The following is a 17653-nucleotide window of genomic DNA, read 5'->3' on the forward strand; positions in this document are numbered from 1 at the left end:
ATCGCGCCGGGGTCGCCTCCGGATTCACGCATGATGTTGCGGTGGATGGCGTCGTAGCTGCCCGGAATGCCTTGTGCGGCCATGATATCGAGTGCCTCACGGATCCAGCCATCGAGATCGGAAACGTACACGCCGGATTCCGCCGAAATCTTGCCGGAGAGGCTCATGGCTGCCGGAGTGGTCCGTGCCGGCGTTTCGGGGACGAGTGCCGAGGCCTGGGCGGTTGCCGTGATCGTCAGTGATGCGGCTGCCAGGGCGTAGATGGCGAGACGGCGGGCGGTCCGGGGACGGGGTCCGGTGGCCATTGAGTTCCTCCTCAGGAATTTCGATGCCGAGCACATGTCGCTCCTTTGCGACCTGCGGGGCGAAGAAGAGCCCTGGCGGCGTTTCGGGGGAATCGGCCGCGCTCGGCAGTGAAGACAGCATCGATTGCGGGTCTGTTTCGGCACGACGGCCGATCTCCCGGAGACATACCTATTTCTGCTTCTCGATCAATCCGCCGCGTCGCCGGTACCCGGCTCTGGCGTGGCGGGCGGGTTCCCGCATTCCTCGGACCGCCGGTGATGCTGTGGCCGCAGCCGACTTCCTGGAGAAATTGGCAAGAGCCGCCTGCGGAGGCTCGCCCTGGCAACGTCGCCTCCGATCCGAGATCTTCAGCGGGATCGAGGTACGGTTCCTGGCATGAGCAGGACAACCGTGGAGTTGTCCCATCCGATCTCGGACGGCATGCTCACCTACCCGGGATTGACGGGACCGCGGGTCACCACAGATATTTCGCGTCAGCAGTCGCCGCTGATCGACATGGCCTATGACATCGCGCGGGTGGATATGGTCGGCAACACCGGCACCTATATCGACGCGCCCTTCCATTTCCATGCCGATGGCGCCGATATCGCCGAGTTGCCGCTGGAGCGGCTGCTCAATGTACCGATCGTGATGATCCGCGCGGCGGGCATGCGCGCGGTGGGACCGGATGTGCTCGGTGACCCGGCACGGCTATGGGGCAAGGCGGTGCTCGTGCATACCGGATGGTCGGCTCGGTGGGGGTCGCCGTCGTACCGGGGCCCCGGGCATCCGTTCGTGATCGGTGAGGTCGCCGAGGCGCTGGTCGCTGCGAATGTGGCGGTGGTCGGAATCGACTCGCTCGACATCGACGATATCTCGCTGCCCACGCGTCCGTGTCACCACGCATTGCTCGGGGCGGGAATCCCGATCATCGAGCAGATGACGAACCTGGATGTGGTCCCCGACATCGGTGCCAGGCTGGTCGCACTGCCGGCGCCGGTGCGCGGGATGGGCTCGTTTCCGCTGCGCGCTATCGCCTGGACCGATCACGGCGGCGCTGGTAACTGATCACGATTTCACGAATTGGGCGCCTGGGCCGGGGGTACGGTGGATGGCCGATGGGGGTAGATGGGCATGGCCCGCGGCGCATTCCAGGATGAGTCGGACCGGGGCTTCGCAGTCGTGATCGGTGTCGGGGGTGTAATGGCGGATCACGACCGACGGGCCCTGCGGATCGGCCAGATACTTGTCGCCCCACTCCAGCAACGCCACCAGGGTCGGCCGCAGGTCCAGGCCGCGCTCGGTGAGGCGGTACTCGTAGCGCTGCCGGGAGCCCGGCTCCTGGTATGGGATGCGTTGCAGCACACCGGCTTCGACCAGGCTGTCGAGCCGGGAGGAAAGCAGGTTGCTGGCGATGCCCAAGCGGTCACGGAAGTCGCTGAAGCGAGTCGCGCCATCGATGGCCTCTCGAACGATCAGCAGTGACCAGCGTTCCCCGACTACCGACAGTGCGCGTCCCACCGAGCAGTTGACGGTGTCGATTCGGCGATCCGGGTCCATGTGGCCACCCTATCGGGCTAGGTTGACAATCTCCACTCAGCGGCCCTAGCGTTCGTTCATCTGAGTTTAGAAACTAAATCTAGGAGGTCGTCGGCATGCCGATGCTCGATGTCTACATTCCCGAGGGCACCTTCACGGCCGAGCGGGAAGCGGCGCTGATGAATCAGATCACCGAAATCCTCATCCGCCACGAGGGATTCGACCCCGCCGATCCGGTCACGCGCTCGGTCTCGTGGGTGTTCCTGCACCGCCCGGCAGCGGTCTACGTCGGCGGCGCACCCGCCGACATGCCGCGGTACAAAGTGGTCCCGTCGGTCCCGGAAGGACAACTGGACACCGCCAAGCGAGCCGGCGTCATCGCAGAGATCACCGAGGCGATACTCGACGCCGAGGACGGAGCGTGGCCGCGTGATCCCGGCCGAATCTGGGTGTTCCCCACCGAGATTCCCGAGGGGCACTGGGGCGGATTCGGTGAAGTCCGGCCGTTGAGCCGTATTCTCGGCAGGCTGACCGGTGACGACGCACGGGCCGCCAAGCTGGCGGCGGAGCGGATCGCCGCCAGCCGCGTCGAACGCACCACGCTCCCGCACGGCGCGCGCTGACCACCCGGTACCGGTGCCGCCATCTCGAGGCAGCACCGGCACCGACGGCCTCCGGCAACCGCGCGGATTATGGTGCGGCTCAGCCCGATTCGAGGCGGGAGCGCACGCCGCCCGAGGTGATGACCGGGAAAACCTCGAAGTCGATGAGGTCCGCCCAGTTCGCCATCCGCGCGCAGCAAGGTCTCGTCGTCGGCATGAATACCTCGTGAAACAGCGCGGCCCCGCCGAGCCCGAACCCGCGCGCGAAGATACGTCATGCGGGCGCGAGTCGGCGGGGTCGGGCTCCCGGGGGTCAGTATGCGGAGTTGACGTTGTCCATGGAGCCGTAGCGTGCGGCGGCGTAGTTGCAGGCGGCGGTGATGTTGGCTACGGGATCGTAGATGTCCCAGGAGGTTCCGGCGACATGGTAGGCCTGGAAGGTGGGGTCGATGACTTGGAGCAGGCCTTTGGATGGGGTGCCGTTGGCTGCGTTGGTGTCGTAGAGGTTGATCGCGCCGGGGTCGCCTCCGGATTCACGCATGATGTTGCGGTGGATGGCGTCGTAGCTGCCCGGAATGCCTTGTGCGGCCATGATATCGAGTGCTTGGCGGATCCAGCCGTCGAGGTCGGAACTGTACACGCCGGACTCGGCCAAAACCTTTGTGCCGGTAGTGCTCATGGCTGCTGGAACGGTCCGTGCCGACGTTTCGGGGGCAAGTGCCGAGGCCTCGGCGGTTGCCGCGATCGACAATGATGCGGCCGCCAGGGCGTAGACAGCGAAGCGAAGGGCGCTCCGGGATCGGGGACGGGGTCCGGTGGCCATTGAGTTCCTCCTCAGGAATTTCGATGCCGAGCACATGTCGCTCCTTTGCGACCTGCGGGGCGAAAGTGAGCCCTGGCGGCGTTTCGGGGGAATCGGCCGCGCTCGGCAGTGATGACAGCATTGGTCGCGGGCCTGTATCGGCACGACGGCCGATCTCCCGGAGACATACCTATTTCTGCTTCTTGCTCAATCCGCGTGCGGGGGTCCGCACGTAGCGGCGGAGCCCTATCACCCAGCTGCGGGAACGGGCCGGCCCGTGTCCCTGAATTCGGCTGGTCGAATCGCGTTTTCCAACTCTGGAGCGCCTTCCCGATAGCTCGGTTGCCGAGGTTCGGCGGGGATACGCTGTGCGTTGACGAAGATCTGGCGGGTGTTGCTCGGTGCCGGGACGCCGGTGGATGGTGGGCCGCTGATGAGTGAGGACGATCGGTTCCTGACAGTTCGTGACGTGTTCGATCGGGTCACGGAGGAGTTGGCCGCAGCCGGGTTCGAGGATGCCGAGGAGATCGGGCGGGGCGGTTTCGGTGTGGTCTACCGCTGCGCGCAGACCGAGCTGGATCGGACGGTGGCGGTGAAGATCCTCACCGCCGAGCTGGACGCGGAGAACCGGGCGCGGTTCTTCCGGGAGCAGCAAGCGATGGGGCGGTTGACCGGGTATCCGAACATCGTGACGATGCTGCAGGCGGGTGTCACCGCGAGCGGACGACCCTATCTGGTGATGCCGTATCACCCGGTCGGTTCGCTGGATGCACGGATCCGCGGGCAAGGTCCGCTGCCGGTCGAGACCGTGTTGTGGATCGGGGTGAAGATGGCCGGGGCGCTGGAGAGCGCGCATCGCCTCGGCATCGTGCATCGGGATGTGAAGCCGGGCAATGTGCTGCTGACCGATTATGGCGAGCCCGCGCTGACGGATTTCGGTATCGCGCGGATCGCCGGGGGCTTCCAGACGACCGCAGGAACTCTGACCGGGTCGCCAGCCTTCACGGCCCCGGAGGTGCTCGAGGGCCAGGACCCCACGCCCGCCGCGGATGTCTACGGGCTGGGCGCCACCCTGTTCTGCGCACTGACCGGGCATGCGGCATTCGAACGTCGCAGCGGGGAGAACGTGGTGACACAGTTCCTGCGGATCACCACCCAGCCGGTGCCCGACCTGCGCGAGAGCGGTATCCCTGATGACGTGTCCGCGGTGGTCGCGGCGGCGATGAGCCGCGATCCGCGCGAGCGGCCCTCAGCAGCGGCTTTGGGTGAGGCGATCCGGCAGGCGCAACGCCACCACGGGTTCACGGTCGACGAGATGGCGTTGCACCCCGAACCGGCCCGAGAGCGCCAGGACCGCAAGTCGGCTGAGCCACCAGGGTGGCGTCCGCCCGTGACGACGGCTCCACGCGGAGGCGGTACTTGGCCGCTGGAGTTGACCAGTTTCGTGGACCGCCGCACTGAGCTGGCGGAGCTGAAGAATCTGTTGTCGGCGGTGCGGTTGGTGACGTTGACCGGGATCGGTGGTGTCGGCAAGACCCGGCTGGCGTTGCGGGCGGCGGCGACGGCGCGCCGGGAGTTCGCCGACGGGGTGTGGCTGGTCGAGCTGGCCGATGTCCACGACCCGTCGCTGCTGGTCAACGCGGTGGCGGCCGTCCTGGGGTTGCGCGACGATCCGGCGCGGCCGTTGTCCGAGGTGTTGGTCGAGTTCCTGTCCACGCGGAAGTCGCTGGTGGTGCTGGACAACTGTGAGCAGTTGGTGGCGGCGGTGGCGGAACTGGTCGGGACATGGTTACGGACCTCTCCGGACCTGCGGATTCTGGTCACCACCCGCGAGCCGCTCGATATCGCCGGCGAGGCGGTGCTGTGGGTGGCGCCGCTGACGGTTCCGGACCCGGATCGGGAGCCGTCGCCGCGGGAATCGCGACGCTACGATGCCGTGACTTTGTTCGCCGACCGTGCGAGCGCGGTGGTGCCGGGTCTGGAACTGTCCGACGACAACAAGGCGGCCGTGGCTCGGATCTGCGCCCGGTTGGACGGTTTGCCGTTGGCGATCGAGCTGGCCGCAGCGCGGATGCGCGCCATGTCGCCCGAGCAGATCCTGCACCGTCTCGACGATCGATACGCGCTGCTGACACGCGCCACCCGGACCGCGCCCACCCGGCAGCAGACCCTGCGATGGTGTGTCGACTGGAGCTACGAATTGTGCACAACGGCCGAGCAGCGGTTGTGGGCCCGGCTGTCGATATTCGCCGGAGGCTTCGAACTCGATGCGGCCGAACAGGTGTGCGGCGCCGATCTTGGTCCCGAGGATCTGCTCGATGTGCTGTCCTCGCTGGTGGACAAGTCGATCGTGATCCGCGAGGAGTCGAGTGGTGTGGTGCGGTTCCGGATGCTGGAGACAGTCCGCGATTACGGCCGAGAAAAGCTGCGCGAGTCCGGCGAGGATCATCGATTACGGCGTCGGCACCGCGACTGGTGCCACCAATTGGCGCTCGCCGCGGAGGCCGGGTGGATCAGCGACCGGCAGCCCTACTGGTCCGCCAGGCTCGAACGCGAACAACCCAACCTGCGCGACGCGCTCGAATACAGCCTGGCCGAAAACACCGAGCAGGCGGCCGAAGCCGGACTACAGATCGCCGCCGCCCTGTTCATGTTCTGGACTTTCCGAGGTCTGTACAGCGAAGGTCGCCGTTGGATCGACCAGCTTCTGCACCACCCGGCCCGGCAATCGGTACCCGACCGTGTCAAAGCCCTTCACGCCGGCTGCATCATGGCAGCGGTGCAGGGCGACGTGCCGGCGGCTGCCGCCCTTGCCGAGGAGGGACGCGTGCTCGCCGAACAGGTTCCCACCCCGATGACCCAGGCACTGATCGTCTACGCCGACGGTATCGTGGCGCTCTATCGCGGTGAGCTTGCTCTAGCGGTCTCCTGCTTGGAACGCGCTGTCGCGATGCTCAACTCGAATCGGCACGGATCCCTTTACGCTGCCGCTTTGGCCCGACTCGGTGGAGTGCACGCACTGGCCGGTGATACAGAAGTGGCGATCCAGTGTTACCAGCAGTTGATCTCCATCACGGAAGAGGTCGGTGAATCGTACTTCCGATCGCTGGCGTTGTGGGGACTGGGCGTGGCCGCCTGGCGGCAAGCTGAACGGTCCCGGGCAATCGAATTGTTCGAGGATGCACTGCGAGTCAACCGGCGAATGCGCAGTCCGTTCGTTGCCGCGTTGAGCCTCGAGGTGCTGGCCTGGGTCGCCGATGCCAACGGTGACGCCGAGCGTGCAGCCGTACTGATGGGAGCCGCACAAGAAGGACGGCGGTCCTTCGGTAACCCTGCGCCCATCTTGCCAATGGTGGACAATCACGACGAGTGTGTCCGGACAACGCGATCCGCTCTCGGCGCCCGCAGATTCGATGCGGCATTCCGCAAAGGCAGAGCGATGGGGATGGACGACGCCGTAGCTTATGCACTCGGCGAGAAACCTGCCGACACCGTGCCCGCATCGGGTCCGGCCGTGGCGCTCACCAAGCGTGAGAACCAGGTCGCGGACCTCATCGCGCAAGGCTTCACCAACAAGCAGATCGCCGCCAAACTGGTGATCTCCCAACGCACCGCCCAAGGCCACGTCGAGCACATCCTCACCAAACTCGGATTCACCTCCCGCGCGCAGATCGCGGCCTGGATCGCAGAAGACGCCGAACGACAGCTTCATTGACCTGCCGACCGGCAATGGGATCCGGTACCCGGGGAAGCTCGAGGGCGAAGGATCGAGACATCATCGAGGTCGAGGCCACCAGCCCGAAAAGCCCTGGCCCACACCGCAATACCGCCAGATCGGCAGCGTAGGCACCGCCGACGGCAACCGAGCCGACCTGTTCCGCACCTGTGAGCGTGACGCCACGGGGTGACTGGTCGAGGCTCGGCCCGGCAACCTCGCGACACTGCGAGATTGCCGGGCCGAAGTCGAGGATCCCGCCCTTGCATCGAGGGCCGGGTTATCGACGATCAGTATGCCGAGTTGACGTTGTCCATCGATCCGTAGCGTGCGGCGGCGTAGTTGCAGGCGGCGGTGATGTTGGCTACGGGATCGTAGATGTCCCAGGAGGTTCCGGCGACGTGGTAGGCCTGGAACGTCGGATCGATGACTTGGAGCAGGCCTTTGGACGGGGTGCCGCTGACTGCGTTGGAGTCGTAGAGGTTGATCGCGCCGGGGTCGCCTCCGGATTCACGCATGATGTTGCGGTGGATCGCGTCATAGCTGCCCGGAATGCCTTGCGCCGCCATGATATCCAGTGCCTGAAGGATCCAGCCATCGAGGTCGGAACTGTACACGCCGGACTCGGCCAAAACCTTTGTGCCGGTAGTGCTCATGGCTGCTGGAACGGTCTGCACCGACGTTTCGGGGACGAGTGCCGAGGCCTCGGCGGTTGCCGCGATCGACAATGATGCGGCCGCCAGGGCGTAGATGGCGAGACGAAGGGCGGTCCGGGGACGGCGTCCGGTGGCCATTGAGTTCCTCCTCAGGAATTTCGATGCCGAGCACATGTCGCTCCTTTGCGACCTGCGGGGCGAAAGTGAGCCCTGGCGGCGTTTCGGGGGAATCGGCCGCGCTCGGCAGTGAAGACAGCATCGATTGCGGGTCTGTTTCGGCACGACGGCCGATCTCCCGGAGATATACCTATTTCCAGGACTCACCCTTTTCCGGCTCTTGGCTCGATCCGCCGCCCCGCCAGCACCCGTATCGGGCATGGCAGAGGTTGCCACCCGGGAACCAACAGCATCCTCGCAGCGCGGTCACGGCCGGTCGCGAGCATTTTTCGTGATGGTCGGACCACTCGCGCAGGGATATTCTGGCTGGTGTCCGCTGCTGGCGATTTACGAGTTACCGATGGCTGAAAGTGTTCCATTCGAAACGCAGCGTGATGCCGGTCCCGACGTCGTCACGGAGTTGAGCGCTGCCGGGTTCGACGACGCCCACGAGATCGGGCGGGGCGGTCTCGGGGCTGTCTACCGGTGTACGCAGGTTGCCGCTGACCGCACCGTGGCGGTGAAGGTCCTGACCGGTGAACTGGAGGAGGATCGGGAGCGGTTCTTTCGCGAGCAGCGGGCGATGGGGCGTCTGACCGGGCATCCGAACATCGTCAGCATGTTCGAGATCGGGCAAACGGGCAGCGGTCGCCCGTATCTGGTCATGCCGTACTTTTCCCGGGGCTCGCTGGCCGAACGTCTCCGGGACGACGGTCCGCTGTCTCTCGCGGACACGCTTCATATCGGTGTGAGGATCGCGGGGGCGCTGGAATCCGCACATCGGGCGGGAGTTCTCCACCGCGATATCAGGCCGGCGAACATACTGCTCACCGATTACGACGAGCCGGTGTTGACCGACTTCGGTATCGCCCACGTCTCCGGCGAGTTCGAGACAGAGGCCGAAACCGGCTCGCCGGCCTTCACCGCGCCCGAGGTGCTCGGTGGACAGGCGCCCAGCCGTAGCTCGGACGTCTACGGGCTGGGAGCCACCTTGCTCGGTGCGCTCACCGGCCACGTCGGGTTCGAACGCCGCCGCGGTGAGCAGGCGGCGACCCAATTCGTGCGGATCACCGCCCCCTCGAATCTCGACCGCTGTGAAATCGGTATCCCCTGGGACGTACGCGCAGGGATCGAGGCCGCGATGTCTCGCGACCCGCACGACCGGCCTACCGCAGCGCGATTGGGCGAGCAGCTGCGCCGAATACAGCGAGAGCACGGTTTCGCGGTCGACGAGATGGCGGTTCGCGACGAATCGGGCTCCGAATCCGAATCGCTGATGAGTTCGGAACCGTCAGGGCCGCAAGGAGTTCCGCGAATCCGCAGCGACGGATTGCATGAGGGTACGGGAAACCTGCCGCTCGAGCTGACCAGCTTCGTCGATCGACGGACCCAGTTGTCCGAGGTCGGCAATCTGCTGCCAGGGTCGCGCCTGGTGACCTTGACCGGGATTGGCGGGGTCGGAAAGTCAAGGCTCGCACAGCGAGTCGCTCACAAGGTCCGGCAGAAGTTCGCGAACGGGGCGTGGCTGGTCGAGTTGGCGGAGCTCCGCGATGACGCTCTGCTGCCCGATGCGGTGGCCGCTGTCTTCGGAATACGAAGCCAAGGTGTCATATCCGTGCTCGACACGCTGGTCGAGGCGCTGGAACCATATGACCTGCTACTGGTGCTGGACAACTGTGAGCACGTGGTCGACGCGGCCGCGAAGCTGTCGGAGGCGCTGCTGCGGGCGTGTCCGAATGTGCGAATCCTGGCCACCAGCCGGGAGGCACTGGGGATCGGCGGGGAAACCGTGTATCCGGTGCAGCCGCTCGGGATTCCGGATTCGACCAGTGAGCGGGCGCTGGCGCACTCCCACGCGGTGGCACTGTTCGTCGAACGCGCCGCCGCGGCGGTGCCGGGATTCGAGATGACCGAAGCGAACCAGCGTGCCATCGCCCAGATCTGCACCAGGCTGGACGGATTGCCGCTGGCGATCGAGCTGGCCGCGGCGCGGCTGCGCACGATGTCGGTGGAGCAGATCCAGACCCGGCTCAGCGACCGGTACGCCCTGTTGACCCGGGGTGGCCGGGGAACGCCGAAGCGGCAGCAGACGCTGTGGTACTGCGTCAATTGGAGCTATGACCTGTGCACGCCCGACGAGAAGCGGCTGTGGGCTTGCCTGTCCGTGTTCACCGGCGGCTTCGAACTCGACGCCGTCGAGCAGGTGTGTGCCGATGACATGACCGAGTCCCAGGTGCTCGATACCTTGTCCGCGCTGGTGGACAAATCGATCCTGGTCCGGCAGGAAGCCGATGGGGCGGTGCGCTTCCGGATGCTCGAGACAGTGCAGGAATTCGGCCGGGAGAAGGCCGAGGAGTCCGGTCGGTTCCCGGACCTGCACTGGCGGCATCGGGACTGGTGTGAACGACTGGTCCGCGAGGCGGACGCCAATTTCATCGGCCCGCATCAACTGGATTGGGTTGCCCGGCTCGAGCGGGAACTGCCGAATCTTCGACAGGCATTGCAGTTCAGCCTGTCCGAGTCCGAGGAAGGCGGGCTCGGGATGATCACGAACCTCTACCTGTTCTGGGGCTCGCGCGGGCGGCTCCACGAGGGTCGTCGCTGGTATGAGCGCGTGCTCGGCCATTCGCTCGACGGCCGGACCACGGGTCGAGCCAGGGCACTGTTCGCCGCCGGCTCGATCGCGGGTTTGAACGGCGACCTGCGGACCGCGAACGACCGGTTCACGGAGCTTCGCGTACTGGCCGAGCAGACGGTGGAACCGCTGGTCGGAGCCTTGGTCAACCACGCCGAGGCAAATCAGGCGCTCGCCCGCGGCAATGTCGGTGAGTCCGACGCGGTGGCCCTGCTGACCGATGTGGTCCGTAGTTACGAGGCGTGCGGTGAGCTTGCCATGCAGTTGGACGCTCAACTCTCTCTCGGCTGGGCCTACGCCCTGGGCGGTGACGTTGCCCGGGCCGTCGCCTGCCACGAGAAGACGCTCGCCATGACAGCAGCCTGCGGCGAAACGATCTATCGCTCATGGGCGTTGTTCGCGGCGGGCTTCGCCGTGTGGCGCCGCGGCGATGTCGAACGCGCGAAGCGACTGCTGGAGGAAGGCGTTCGGCTGTCCGCGTTGACTTCCGATCCGCTCGTCGCCGCGGGTTGTCTGGAGACGCTGGCCTGGATTGCGGCCGACCGGAACGAACCTCGCCGTGCGGCGGTCCTGATGGGCGCGGCGGACAAGTTGGGGGGCCTTGCCGGCACCGATACGCTCATGGTCCGTGATCTGCTCGAATACCGTGCCGAGTGCATGCGGAGCAGCCGGCAAGCGCTCGGCGTACGCGCCTTCGACCGGGCCCGCCAGGAAGGCTCGGCGATGAGTCTGGACACGGCCGTACGGCTCGCGCTCGACCAACCGTCCCCCGCGCCCGAGAGTTCGCCGCAGCAGTTGACGAAACGTGAACGGCAGGTCGCCGACCTCGTCGCGGAAGGTCTGACGAACAGAGCGATCGCGTCTCGGCTGGTGATCTCGCAACGCACCGCGCAGGGGCACGTCGAACACATCCTGGCCAAATTGGGATTCACCTCGCGCGCGCAGATAGCGGCGTGGGCTGCGGAAAATTCCGGCGGCAGTCCGGGATGACCGGCCGGCGTCTCGCTGTGGTGTCGGCCGCGTCGAATTGCTCCCCGTGCCGGTGCGGCAACGCATAATTCGGCTGTGACACAAGGCGGTGAGGCTCATCCGGACGATGCGCAGATCCTCGAACGGGTAATGGGCGCCGGTCGCCCACAGAGCGTCGGTAGCTTCCGCTTCTGGTTCGGTGACCAGCGGTGGGAGTGGTCCGATGAGGTGGCGGTGATGCACGGCTACCGGCCGGGCGCGGTGTCGCCGACCACTGATCTGCTGCTCTCGCACAAGCATCCCGAGGATCGTGCCCAGGTCGCGAGCATGATCGCGCGTTCGGTGAACGATGCGCTGCCGTTCTCGAGCCGCCACCGCATCATCGATACCGACGGGAACGTGCACGACGTGATCGTGGTGGGTGATCAGATGGTCGACGGCCAGGATCGGGTTGTCGGATCGGCCGGGTTCTACATCGACGTGACCGATGCGCTCGCTGAGCACCGTCAGGAGGCCCTCGACGACAGCCTGCCCGAGCTGTATGCCGCGCGTGCGGTGATCGAGCAGGCCAAGGGCGCGATCATGCTGGTCTACGGTGTCAGCGCCGAGGCGGCGTTCCGGGTGCTCGCCTGGCGATCGCAGGAGACCAACACCAAGCTGCGTGCCCTGGCCGCGCAATTGATGGAGGACCTGCAAGCTCTGGCGGACGCGGCGAAGCCGATTCGCACCCACTTCGACCACCTGCTGCTGACGGCCCACGAGCGAGTACCTGAGCAATGACTGCCGGCGGTTTGCGGGCAGCACCCCGCGATACGCGAACAATCGGTTGCAGCATCGGCGAGCGCGGGTTTACCGTCAGAGAGTTCGGTGTGCGTCGATTGGCAGATCGTGGCATCAACAACGCAGCAGCGCAGGCCCTTTCGCGCGTTGCCGAAGCCCCTGGCACTGACCCGGCCGGAATCGCTGCACATGGTGGCGATGGCCGGGGTGATCGTCGGCCTGCATGTGCTGGGCTGGTTCACGCTGGTCGCGCTCGTCGTCCCGCAGCATCTCAGCGTCGGTGACCGCACCCTCGGCATCGGAGTCGGCCTGACCGCGTACACCCTCGGTATGCGGCATGCGTTCGACGCCGACCACATCGCCGCCATCGACAACACCACCCGCAAGCTCATGCACGACGGGCAACGTCCGCTGTCGGTGGGGTTCTTCTTCTCCCTCGGACATTCCACGGTCGTCTTGGTGCTGGCCCTGCTGCTCTCGCTGGGCGTGCGGGTCGTCGCTGGCCCGATCGAGAACGACTCCTCGGCCCTGCACCACTACAGCGGACTGATCGGCACGACGGTGTCCGGGACGTTCCTCTACCTCATCGCGATCCTGAATCTCGTTGTGCTGGTGGGTATTCTGCGGGTCTTCGGGCGCATGCGCGGCGGCGGCCACGACGAGGCCGAGCTGGAGCAGCAGCTGGCGCAGCGCGGTCTGGTGAATCGGCTGCTCGGGCCGGTGACGAGGTCGGTGACCAAGCCCTGGCAGATGTATCCGATCGGGCTGCTGTTCGGTCTCGGCTTCGACACCGCCACTGAGGTCGCGCTGCTGGTATTGGCCGGCACCGGCGCGGCGGTGGGCCTGCCCTGGTACGCGATCCTGTGCCTGCCGATTCTGTTCGCCGCCGGCATGAGCCTGCTCGACACCATCGACGGCGGCTTCATGAACTTCGCCTACGGGTGGGCCTTCGCCAAACCCGTGCGCCGGGTCTACTACAACATCACCGTCACGGCGCTGTCGGTCGCGGTCGCGCTGATCATCGGTACCATCGAGCTGCTCGGCCTGCTCGCCGGCCAATTGGGCTGGACCGGCGGTGTCTGGGACTGGGTCGGCGGACTCGACCTCGACGTGGTCGGTTTCCTGGTGGTCGGCCTGTTCGTCCTCACCTGGGCCATTGCGCTGCTGACCTGGCACTACGGTGGCCTCGAGGAAAAATGGACCACCGCGCGGCAACCTGGCGCCGGGGAATGAACCGCAGGGGTGAGGTGGTGTGCGGGGAGCGGCTCGGGAGTAGCTTGAGAGGGGTCCTTCTCGGTAGGGGTTCTTCTCGACGAGACGAGTCGTTGTGCACGAGATGGCGATTACCCAGAGTGTCATCGATGCCGTCGGCGAACACGCGGCCGGCCGCACCGTCCATAGCGTGACGCTCGAGATCGGCGCGCTCTGTGCCGTCGTCCCCGACGCCCTGCGATTCTGCTTCGATCTGGCCGCCGAGGGAACCGTCGCGGCGGGCGCACGTCTGGACATCCATCTCATTCCCGGGATGGCCCGGTGCCGGGCCTGCGGCCGGGACTTCGTCCTGCCCGATCCTGTGCTGCTGTGCCGTTGCGGCAGTGCGGATGTCGAGGTGACCGCCGGGCGGGAGTTGCGAATCCGATCCATGGAGGTGAGCGACCCATGTGTGCTACCTGCGGATGCGGTGGCGAGACGGGCGGACTGATCACCGTCCCCCACCCGCACGACCCGGGCGAAGACCATGACCATCACGGCCACGTCCATGACGACCACACCCATCACGACCATGGGCACCCCGGGCACGACCATGCCGGCCACGAACACGGCGGTGACCACGTGCACCTGCCGATCACCGAGACTGTGACGCTGGAACAGCAGGTCCTGGCCAAGAACGACCGGCTGGCACAGGAGAACCGGGCCTGGCTCGCCGAACGCGACATCCTCGCGCTCAATATGACGAGCTCGCCGGGCGCGGGAAAGACCACGCTGCTGGTGCGCACCATTCGTGAACTCGGTGGAGCACCGATCGCCGTCATCGAGGGGGATCAGGAGACCCTGCTCGACGCCGAGCGGATCATGGCCACGGGATGCAAGGTGGCACAGATCAATACCGGTGCCGGCTGTCACCTGGACGCGGCCATGACCCGGCGCGCCCTCGACCTGCTCGCGCCGGAGTCCGGCAGCCTGCTGTTCATCGAGAACGTCGGAAACCTGGTGTGCCCGGCGCTGTTCGATCTGGGTGAGAGCGGCAAGGTCGTGGTGATCTCGGTGACCGAGGGCACCGACAAGCCGCTGAAGTATCCGCACATGTTCTCGGTGGCGACCCTGGTGCTGATCAACAAGATCGATCTGTTGCCCTACGTCGACTTCGACCCGGGCCGCTTCGGTGAGCTCGCGCGATCGGTGAATCCCGGAGTCCGAATCCTGGAGATCTCGGCGTCCACCGGGGCGGGTCTGGCGCAGTGGTACGAGTGGCTGTCCGCTCAGCGCGTGCCCGTTCGGTGAACCCTTGAGGCGGTCTCTGGCCGAGCCTAAACTTACGTGATCAGGCTCACATACCGGCCGGTCGTTTTCGAGAAAGCGGCGACGCCCGACCCCCTGGCTTTTCGCTTCGAAGGGTGGCACCTCTCCATGCCGACTAAAGAAGCAGTCAATGCGGAGCAGACGCTGATCCACGTTCTCTGGATCAACGCGGGACTCAGTTGTGATGGCGACTCGGTGGCCCTGACTGCCGCCACCCAGCCCAGTGTCGAGGAGATAGCTCTCGGATCCCTGCCTGGCCTGCCCAAGATCGCCGTTCATTGGCCACTCATCGATTACGAATGTGGCCCGACCGGGGGAGCCGACGACTTCCTCGAATGGTTCTTCAAGGCCGATCGTGGCGAGCTCGAACCCTTCGTCCTGGTCGTCGAGGGGTCGATCCCGAACGAGCGTTTGCACGTCGAGGGCTACTGGTGCGGATTCGGCAACAATCCCGAGACCAACCAGCCCATGACCACCAGCGAATGGGTCGATCGGCTGGCACCGAAGGCGACCGCGGTGGTCGCGGCCGGCACCTGCGCGACCTACGGCGGCATCCACGCCATGGCCGGCAATCCGACCGGCGCCATGGGCGTCCCCGACTACCTGGGCTGGGAGTGGAAGAGCAAGGCCGGCATTCCCATCGTGTGCGTGCCGGGTTGCCCGATCCAGCCCGACAATCTCTCCGAGACCCTGACCTACCTGCTCTACATGGCCACCGGCCAGGCCCCGATGATCCCGCTCGACGAGGCATTGCGCCCCAAATGGCTTTTCGGTGCGACGGTGCACGAGGGGTGCGATCGCGCGGGCTATTACGAGCAAGGGGATTTCGCCACAGAATACGGCTCGCCGAAATGCATCGTGAAATTGGGGTGCTGGGGCCCGGTCGTGAAATGCAATGTGCCCAAACGCGGTTGGATAAACGGTGTCGGCGGTTGCCCGAATGTCGGTGGTATCTGTATCGGTTGCACCATGCCCGGATTCCCGGACAAGTTCATGCCCTTCATGGACCCGCCGCCGGGCGGCAAGTTCTCCTCCACCGCGTCGGGTTTGTACGGCTCGGTGATTCGCAGTCTGCGGCACATCACCGGCCGCACCGTGGACAAGGAGCCGAGCTGGCGGCACAAGGGAGACAAACTGGATTCCGGCGCGGTCCGGACCTGGTAGGGAAGGCAATCCGATGACCGAGATCATTCCCGAGCCCTCGCACCGCACGATCCAACCGGATGCCCTCGTCGAGATGGCCTGGGATCCGATCACCCGCATCGTCGGGAGTCTGGGCATCTACACCAAGATCGACTTCGAGAATCGGGAGGTGGTCGAGTGTCACAGCACCTCCTCGATCTTCCGCGGCTACTCGATCTTCATGCGCGGCAAGGATCCTCGTGACGCGCACTTCATCACCAGCCGCATCTGCGGCATCTGCGGCGACAACCACGCCACCTGTTCGTGCTACTGCCAGAACATGGCCTACGGGGTGAAGCCGCCGAATCTGGGCGAGTGGATCGTCAATCTGGGTGAGGCCGCCGAGTACATGTTCGACCACAACATCTTCCAGGAGAACCTGGTCGGCGTGGACTTCTGCGAGAAGATGGTCTCCGAGACCAACCCGGGCGTGCTGGCCCTGGCCGAGAAGACCGAGGCGCCGCACGCGCAGGCGCACGGCTACCGCACCGTCGCCGACATCATGCGGGCGCTCAACCCCTTCACCGGCGAGTTCTATCGCGAGGCGCTGCAGGTCAGCCGCTACACGCGAGAGATGTTCTGCCTCATGGAGGGCCGCCACGTGCACCCGTCGACGCTGTACCCCGGCGGGGTCGGCACGGTCGCCACCATCCAGCTGATGACCGACTACATGACCCGGCTCATGCGCTACGTCGAGTTCATGAAGAAGGTCGTCCCCATGCACGACGACCTGTTCGACTTCTTCTACGCGGCGCTGCCCGGATACAACCGGGTCGGCCTGCGGCGCACGCTGCTGGGCTGCTGGGGTTCGTTCCAGGATCCGGAGGTGTGCAACTTCAACTACAAGGACATGGAGAACTGGGGCAACGCGATGTTCGTGACCCCCGGCGTCGTGGTGGACGGGAAACTGATCACCCACTCGCTGCTGGACATCAATCTCGGTCTCCGAATCCTCTTGGGCAGTTCGTATTACGAGGACTGGACCGACCAGGAGATGTTCGTCAAGACCGATCCGCTGGGCAATCCGATAGACCGCCGCCACCCCTGGAATCAGCACACGAACCCCAGCCCGCAGAAGCGCGACCTGGAGGACAAGTACAGCTGGGTGATGTCGCCACGCTGGTTCGACGGCAAGGAACATCTCGCGCTCGACACCGGTGGCGGACCGCTGGCGCGACTGTGGTCCACCGCCCTGGCGGGGATGGTCGATATCGGCTATGTGAAGTCGACCGGCCACAGCGTGCAGATCAATCTGCCCAAGACGGCGCTCAAGGGTCCGGTCGAATTGGAGTGGACGATACCGGCTTTCGGCAGCAACACCATCGAGCGCAACCGCGCCCGCACCTACTTCCAGGCCTATGCCGCGGCGTGCGCGCTGCACTTCGCGGAGAAGGCGCTCGAGGAGATCCGGGCTGGGCGGACCAAGACCTGGGAGCATTTCGAGGTGCCGGACGAGAGCATCGGCTGCGGTTTCACCGAGGCCGTGCGCGGTGTGCTGTCGCACCACATGGTGATCCGGGACGGCAAGATCGCCAACTACCATCCGTATCCGCCCACACCCTGGAACGCCAGCCCGCGCGACAGTTTCGGAACCCCGGGACCGTACGAGGACGCGGTGCAGGGACAGCCGATCTTCGAGGAGAACGATCGGGAGCACTTCAAGGGCATCGACATCATGCGCACCGTCCGCAGTTTCGATCCCTGCCTGCCCTGCGGTGTGCACATGTACCTGGGTGGTGGCAAGTCCCTGGACCTGCTCCACTCACCCACCCAGGCGCTGACCGCTGAGTAGCGGTCGAGCCGGTACCGGGA

At 65.7% G+C, this 17653-nt stretch carries 13 protein-coding genes and 1 pseudogene; 10 read left to right on the forward strand and 4 right to left on the reverse strand.

Annotation, left to right across the window (positions count from 1 at the left end; genetic code table 11):
- A pseudogene (locus ACFXKA_RS33795) lies at window positions 1-305 on the reverse strand (hypothetical protein); the annotation flags it as partial.
- Window positions 306-681: 376 nt separating this feature from the next.
- Between ACFXKA_RS33795 and ACFXKA_RS33800 the strand changes: the two are divergent.
- Window positions 682-1353 carry a cyclase family protein gene (locus ACFXKA_RS33800; RefSeq protein ID WP_379430402.1) on the forward strand — a complete coding sequence of 224 codons (672 nt, stop codon included), beginning with the start codon at window positions 682-684 and terminating at the stop codon, window positions 1351-1353.
- Here ACFXKA_RS33800 and ACFXKA_RS33805 read toward each other — a convergent pair whose 3' ends face one another.
- Window positions 1354-1845 (reverse strand): winged helix-turn-helix transcriptional regulator, encoded by a 492-nt coding sequence (locus ACFXKA_RS33805; RefSeq protein WP_379430403.1) that lies wholly within the window; start codon window positions 1843-1845, stop codon window positions 1354-1356.
- Between the two features lie 95 nt (window positions 1846-1940).
- Here ACFXKA_RS33805 and ACFXKA_RS33810 point away from each other — a divergent pair, with 95 nt between their 5' ends.
- A complete protein-coding gene (locus ACFXKA_RS33810; protein ID WP_379430404.1) occupies window positions 1941-2447 on the forward strand; it encodes a 4-oxalocrotonate tautomerase family protein in 507 nt (168 codons plus the stop codon).
- 292 nt (window positions 2448-2739) lie between these two features.
- On the opposite strand, the gene ACFXKA_RS33815 is transcribed toward ACFXKA_RS33810, so the two are convergent.
- Window positions 2740-3249: a transglycosylase SLT domain-containing protein gene (locus ACFXKA_RS33815; RefSeq protein ID WP_379430405.1), complete on the reverse strand. Its 510-nt coding sequence runs from the start codon at window positions 3247-3249 to the stop codon at window positions 2740-2742.
- Between the two features lie 412 nt (window positions 3250-3661).
- Here ACFXKA_RS33815 and ACFXKA_RS33820 point away from each other — a divergent pair, with 412 nt between their 5' ends.
- A complete protein-coding gene (locus ACFXKA_RS33820) occupies window positions 3662-6943 on the forward strand; it encodes a protein kinase (protein WP_379430406.1) in 3282 nt (1093 codons plus the stop codon).
- 290 nt (window positions 6944-7233) lie between these two features.
- Here the strand turns inward: ACFXKA_RS33820 and ACFXKA_RS33825 are convergent, their stop codons facing one another.
- On the reverse strand, window positions 7234-7737 hold the full coding sequence (locus ACFXKA_RS33825) for a transglycosylase SLT domain-containing protein (protein WP_379430407.1): 504 nt from the start codon (window positions 7735-7737) through the stop codon (window positions 7234-7236).
- A 379-nt stretch (window positions 7738-8116) separates the two neighbouring features.
- On the opposite strand from ACFXKA_RS33825, the gene ACFXKA_RS33830 reads away from it, so the two are divergent.
- From ACFXKA_RS33830 to ACFXKA_RS33860, 7 genes are all read left to right on the forward strand, one after another.
- Window positions 8117-11380 carry a protein kinase gene (locus ACFXKA_RS33830; protein WP_379430408.1) on the forward strand — a complete coding sequence of 1088 codons (3264 nt, stop codon included), beginning with the start codon at window positions 8117-8119 and terminating at the stop codon, window positions 11378-11380.
- 75 nt (window positions 11381-11455) lie between these two features.
- Complete coding sequence (locus tag ACFXKA_RS33835; protein WP_379430409.1) at window positions 11456-12139, forward strand: PAS and ANTAR domain-containing protein; 684 nt, start codon at window positions 11456-11458, stop codon at window positions 12137-12139.
- Window positions 12140-12286: 147 nt separating this feature from the next.
- On the forward strand, window positions 12287-13372 hold the full coding sequence (locus ACFXKA_RS33840) for a HoxN/HupN/NixA family nickel/cobalt transporter (protein ID WP_379430410.1): 1086 nt from the start codon (window positions 12287-12289) through the stop codon (window positions 13370-13372).
- A 94-nt stretch (window positions 13373-13466) separates the two neighbouring features.
- Window positions 13467-13841, forward strand: a complete 375-nt coding sequence (gene hypA / locus ACFXKA_RS33845; protein ID WP_364618352.1) for a hydrogenase maturation nickel metallochaperone HypA — start codon at window positions 13467-13469, stop codon at window positions 13839-13841.
- Window positions 13799-14641, forward strand: a complete 843-nt coding sequence (hypB, locus tag ACFXKA_RS33850; protein WP_379430411.1) for a hydrogenase nickel incorporation protein HypB — start codon at window positions 13799-13801, stop codon at window positions 14639-14641. Before hypA ends, hypB begins: the two co-directional genes overlap by 43 nt.
- A 126-nt stretch (window positions 14642-14767) precedes the next feature.
- The gene (locus ACFXKA_RS33855) at window positions 14768-15823 is read left to right on the forward strand and encodes a hydrogenase expression protein HypE (RefSeq protein ID WP_354844168.1); all 1056 of its coding nucleotides are present in this window, start codon (window positions 14768-14770) and stop codon (window positions 15821-15823) included.
- A gap of 13 nt (window positions 15824-15836) precedes the next feature.
- A complete protein-coding gene (locus tag ACFXKA_RS33860; protein ID WP_354844171.1) occupies window positions 15837-17633 on the forward strand; it encodes a nickel-dependent hydrogenase large subunit in 1797 nt (598 codons plus the stop codon).
- The last annotated feature ends 20 nt before the right edge of the window (window positions 17634-17653 follow it).

The organism is Nocardia sp. NPDC059228, from assembly GCF_042754245.1.
Taxonomy (GTDB): Bacteria; Actinomycetota; Actinomycetes; order Mycobacteriales; family Mycobacteriaceae; genus Nocardia.

Excerpts from the sequence above, each read along its gene's own strand:
- ACFXKA_RS33800 (WP_379430402.1), top strand. The coding sequence starts at position 682 with ATGAGCAGGACAACCGTGGAGTTGTCCCATCCGATCTCGGACGGCATG.
- ACFXKA_RS33805 (WP_379430403.1), bottom strand. The coding sequence starts at position 1,845 with ATGGACCCGGATCGCCGAATCGACACCGTCAACTGCTCGGTGGGACGC.
- ACFXKA_RS33810 (WP_379430404.1), top strand. The coding sequence starts at position 1,941 with ATGCCGATGCTCGATGTCTACATTCCCGAGGGCACCTTCACGGCCGAG.
- ACFXKA_RS33815 (WP_379430405.1), bottom strand. The coding sequence starts at position 3,249 with ATGGCCACCGGACCCCGTCCCCGATCCCGGAGCGCCCTTCGCTTCGCT.
- ACFXKA_RS33820 (WP_379430406.1), top strand. The coding sequence starts at position 3,662 with ATGAGTGAGGACGATCGGTTCCTGACAGTTCGTGACGTGTTCGATCGG.
- ACFXKA_RS33825 (WP_379430407.1), bottom strand. The coding sequence starts at position 7,737 with ATGGCCACCGGACGCCGTCCCCGGACCGCCCTTCGTCTCGCCATCTAC.
- ACFXKA_RS33830 (WP_379430408.1), top strand. The coding sequence starts at position 8,117 with ATGGCTGAAAGTGTTCCATTCGAAACGCAGCGTGATGCCGGTCCCGAC.
- hypB (WP_379430411.1), top strand. The coding sequence starts at position 13,799 with ATGTGTGCTACCTGCGGATGCGGTGGCGAGACGGGCGGACTGATCACC.
- ACFXKA_RS33855 (WP_354844168.1), top strand. The coding sequence starts at position 14,768 with ATGCCGACTAAAGAAGCAGTCAATGCGGAGCAGACGCTGATCCACGTT.
- ACFXKA_RS33860 (WP_354844171.1), top strand. The coding sequence starts at position 15,837 with ATGACCGAGATCATTCCCGAGCCCTCGCACCGCACGATCCAACCGGAT.